The 4,316-nt window shown below is 77.0% G+C and carries 4 protein-coding genes; 2 read left to right on the top strand and 2 right to left on the bottom strand.

Translation table 11 applies throughout. The features are described from left to right. Both AB0O00_RS30995 and AB0O00_RS30990 read left to right on the top strand, forming a co-directional pair. A partial coding sequence (locus AB0O00_RS30995; protein ID WP_363657399.1) for a pyridoxamine 5'-phosphate oxidase family protein occupies positions 1–639 on the top strand: 639 nt, incomplete at its 5' end. A gap of 205 nt (positions 640–844) precedes the next feature. After that, positions 845–2,182: a peptidoglycan-binding protein gene (locus AB0O00_RS30990; protein ID WP_363657397.1), complete on the top strand. Its 1,338-nt coding sequence runs from the start codon at positions 845–847 to the stop codon at positions 2,180–2,182. On the opposite strand, the gene AB0O00_RS30985 is transcribed toward AB0O00_RS30990, so the two are convergent. After that, the gene (locus AB0O00_RS30985; protein ID WP_363657395.1) at positions 2,143–2,949 is read right to left on the bottom strand and encodes an RNA methyltransferase; all 807 of its coding nucleotides are present in this window, start codon (positions 2,947–2,949) and stop codon (positions 2,143–2,145) included. The genes AB0O00_RS30990 and AB0O00_RS30985 overlap by 40 nt on opposite strands. 95 nt (positions 2,950–3,044) lie before the next feature. Next, on the bottom strand, positions 3,045–4,316 hold a 1,272-nt coding region (locus AB0O00_RS30980), incomplete at its 5' end, for an FUSC family protein (RefSeq protein WP_363657393.1).

Raw genomic sequence — 4,316 nt, 5'->3', positions numbered from 1 at the left:
GCCGCCCTGGCCGGCCCCGCCCGGGTCGGCACGATCGCGCTCGACCCGGCCGGCCGGCGCCGGATGCGGCTCAACGGCCGCTCGGTGCCCGACGGCCGGGGCGGCCTGGTGATCACCACCGAGCAGGTGGTCTCCAACTGCCCGAAGTACATCCAGCGCCGCACCCCGCTCGACCGTCCGTCCGCCGGCGCCCCGCGCGCGGTCGCCGCCGGGCGGACGCTCTCCACCGCGCAGCAGCTGACGGCCGCCACCGCCGACACGTTCTTCGTCGCCACCGTCGGCCCGGACGGCAGCGTGGACGCCTCCCACCGGGGCGGCTTCCCCGGCTTCCTGCGGGCCGCCGCCCCCGACCGGCTGGTCTGGCCCGAGTACCAGGGCAACAGCATGTTCCTGACCCTCGGGAACCTGGAGCTCGACCCGCGCGCCGGCCTCCTCCTGCCCGACTGGGAGACCGGCGGCGCCCTCCTCGTCACCGGCGAGGCCCGTACCGACTGGTCCCCGGAGGCCCGCGCGGGCGTGCCCGGCGCCCAGCGGATGGTCGAACTGACCGTCACCGGCGTCGTCGAACTCGCCGACGCCACCCCACTGACCTGGACCGATCCCGAGTACTCGCCGGCCAACCCGCACCCCGCCGGCTAGCCGACCCGGCATCAGCGTTCGTACCGGCACTACCCTCCCGCCCCCACCCGCGCCACGCCCGGGCCGCCGAACGGCCGTCACCCGCGCGGCCCAACCCGCCGCGCCCCGGCCCGCCCGCTTTGGGACGTTGGTCCGGACGGCACGCGGAACCGGCCGGGAAGGTCGGTCCTGCCGCACCGTCAGACCGACCAGGAAGAGGTGGACCGTGACCGGTACCGACCACCTGTCCCCGCTGCTGGAGTTCGTCGAGGTCGAACCCGGCGACGACTGCATATGCGGGGGCTGCAACGCCCGCCGCCGGGCCCGGCTGCACGCCGCCCCGGTCCACGCGGGCGGGCACCCCGCGGCCCGCAGCGTCCGCCGCCGGGCGGCGGTCCTGGTGGCCGCCGTCGGCACCGCGATCGGCGGGGGCGCGGCGGCGGCCACGGCGGCCGTCGCCGCCCCAGCCCCCGGCCCGGGGCCCAACCCGGGCGGCGGCAGCAACACCCAGACCCCGCAGAACCCCCAGGGCGACGTCAGCGGCCCCTACGGCGAGGACGGCGGCGACACCGGCGCAGTCGCCCCGCGCGCCCTCGTCCAGCCGGTGACGAGGGCCCAGATCATCCAGCGCGCGCAGAGCTGGGTCGACCAGCAGGTGCCGTACAGCATGGGCCGCTACTGGTCGGACGGCTACCGCCAGGACTGCTCCGGCTTCGTCTCGATGGCCTGGGGCCTGGGCACCAGCCAGACCACCTGGACCCTGCCGGGCTTCGCCGAGCGGATCGGCAAGGCCGACCTCCAGCCGGGCGACGTCCTGATCTACAACAACTCGGCCAACCCGCAGGCCGGTTCGCACGCGACGATCTTCGGCGGCTGGACCGACTCCACCCGCACCCGCTACCTCGCCTACGAGCAGACCGCCCCCGGCACGACGAAGCGCAGCACGCCGTACGCGTACTGGAACAACTCCGGCGCGTACGTCCCGTACCGCTACGCCGGCCTCTCCGACGCCAGCAGCGACGGCGCCCCCTCGACGGCCTTCCCCGGCGCCGACGCGTTCGGCCCCGGCGCGAACAACGCGTACGTCACCAGGCTCGGCCGGATGCTCGTGCAGCGCGGCGGCGCCCGGTTCTACGCCGAGGGCCCGGGACCGCAGTGGGGCGAGGCCGACCGCAGGGCCACCGAGGCCTTCCAGCTCGCCCAGGGCTGGCGCGGCGCCGAGGCCGACGGCCTCCCGGGCAAGGACACCTGGGACTACCTGGTCAACGGCAAGGGCCGGAACATCGACGCCGGCACCCCGCTGCCGCCCCCGCCCGCGACCGGCGCACCCGCGTTCCCGGGCGCCGACAAGTTCGGTCCGGGCGCGGACAACGACTACGTCCGCCAGCTCGGCGAGCAGCTCGTCCGCAAGGGCTACGGCGCCGCCTACGGCGTCGGCCCCGGACCGCAGTGGAGCGAGAGCGACCGCGCCAACGTCCAGGCGTTCCAGCAGGCCCAGGGCTGGAGCGGCGCCGACGCCGACGGCTATCCGGGACCGGAGACGTGGCGCCGGCTGTTCTCCTGACCTTCCATCGGGCGGCGCCCCGACATCCAGTGGAAGAGCCCCATCGCGACGCTCGTCGCGAGGTTGAAGCTGGACACCCCCGGCTGCATCGGCACCGCGACCAGGTGGTCCGCCCGCGCCTTGAGCTCCGCCGAGACGCCGTGCCGCTCGGTGCCGAACGCCAGCAGCGCGTCGTCCGGGAAGTCCAGCGTGCGGATGTCCGCGCCCTCCGGGTCCAGCACGTAGAGCGGCCCGGCGGGCAGCTCCGGCAGGGCCAGCCGCTCGACCGCGGTCGCGAAGTGCAGGCCGGCGCTGCCCCGCACCACGGTGGGGTGCCAGGGGTCCAGGTCGCCGGTGGTGACGACGCCGGTGGCGCCGAAGCCCGCCGCGAGCCGGATCACCGCGCCGACGTTGCCCAGGTTGCGCGGGTTCTCCAGCAGCACGACCGGCGCCCTGCGCGGCCGGTGCCCGAGCGCGGCCCGGTTGGCGTCGGCGGACGGCCGCACGGCCAGCGCGATCACCCCGGTCGGGTGCAGCCGGGGCACCAGCGTCCGCAGCGCGGGCTCCGGCACCTCCACCGCGAGCGCGGCCAGCGCGGGGCCGACGTCGTCGGCCAGTTCGGCGGCGAGCGCCAGCAGCGCGGCCCGGTCGGCGGTCAGCACCCGCCGGACCTCCCCGCCGAAGCGCAGCGCGTGCTTCAGCGGGTGAAACCCGTCCAGCAGGACCGTCCCCGGCTCCCGCTCCACCGCCCGCCAGCCCCGCACCACGTCGTCGTCCACGTCATTCATGCTCCCACCCCGCCTTCCGCGGACTCACCGGGGCGCCCGGCAGCCGCGATCACCTCGTCGAAGCCGACCGGCGCACCCGCCGGACCCGCCGACCCTCACTTCACGTCCTCCCGCCCCCGCAAAGCCCGCTCCAGGTCCTTCAGCGCCTGCATCAGCAGCCGTACCCCCGCCCACAACACGTCCCGCTGCACCCCCTCCGGCACAGCCGCCAGCCGCTCCTCCAGCCGCGCCTGCGCGGCCCGCACCTCGCCGAAGTCCACCGCCCGCCCCGTCAGCAGCGCCCCCGCCGCGAGCGCCGTCCCGAGCCGCAACTCCTCCGCGAACCCGGCCGCCCCCGGCACCGGCTCGGCGTCCGCCGCCGGCAGGTGCCCCTCCAGCAGGACGGCCGCCCGCCCGAGGCGCCCGACGGCGGCCCGGGCCCGGTCGATCCGGCGCCGGCTCACCCCGGGCAGCCCGGACTCGTGCCGTCCCGGTTCGGCGTCGGCCCGCTCCATCGCCTGCAGCAGTTCGGACCGCGCCTCCCGCGAGTCCAGCAGCGCCGCCCGCACGTCCCGTCCGCGCGGCGCCGCCGGGTCCTCGTAGCAGGCGATCACCGCCGCCGCGTACCGCCCGGCGGCGGCCAGCCACTCCGCGAGCCGCTCGCCGAGCCTGGCGGTCTGCCAGGTCGGGAACAGCGCGTACGTGACGAGCGCGACGGACCCTCCGAGCAGGGTCAGCCCGACCCGTTCGAAGGCGGTCGTCAGCGGGTCGCCCTGCTGCAGCCCGAGCAGGAAGACGACGTACGACGAGATCCCGACGGTCATCAGCGCGTACCCGGTCCGCAGCGTCAGGTACGCCCCGCCGACGCAGAGCACCGCGAGCGCGGCGAGCACCCACTCGCCCGGGTGCGCCAGCTGCACCACCAGGGTCGAGACGGCGACCCCGACGACCGTCCCGGCGAGCCGCGCGACGCCCCGGCTGTAGGTCTGGGCGAAGTCCGGCCGCATGACCATGGCGGCGGTCATCGGCGCCCAGTACCCGTGCTCGAACCCGGCGGCCCGCGCCAGCACGTACGCGGCCGTGACCACCCCGGCGAGCCGGACGGCGTGCTGGAACACCGCCGAGCGCGGCCGGGCCTGCCGCCGCACCGCCCGCAGCGCGGCGGGCAGCATGCGGAACAGCGGCGGCTTGTGCAGCGCGCCGCCGGCCCCGACGACGGGCATCGTGACGGTGTCGACGTCGCCGCGGTCCAGGGTGTCGGCGGCCTTGCGCAGCAGCCCGCCGAGCCGCCGCGCCGAGCGCCTGGCCGCGCCCTGCAGCCGCCCCTCCCCGGCCGCCGGGGTCCCCTGGTCCGCCGGGCCCGGCGCGGCCGGGGCGACCAGCGCGTA

This window comes from Kitasatospora sp. NPDC093558 (assembly GCF_040683475.1).
Taxonomy (GTDB): Bacteria; Actinomycetota; Actinomycetes; order Streptomycetales; family Streptomycetaceae; genus Kitasatospora.
The sequence above is the reverse complement of the archived record's forward strand: the minus strand, read 5'-3'. Positions and strand labels throughout refer to the sequence as shown.

Excerpts from the sequence above, each read along its gene's own strand:
- AB0O00_RS30985 (WP_363657395.1), bottom strand. The coding sequence starts at position 2,949 with ATGAATGACGTGGACGACGACGTGGTGCGGGGCTGGCGGGCGGTGGAG.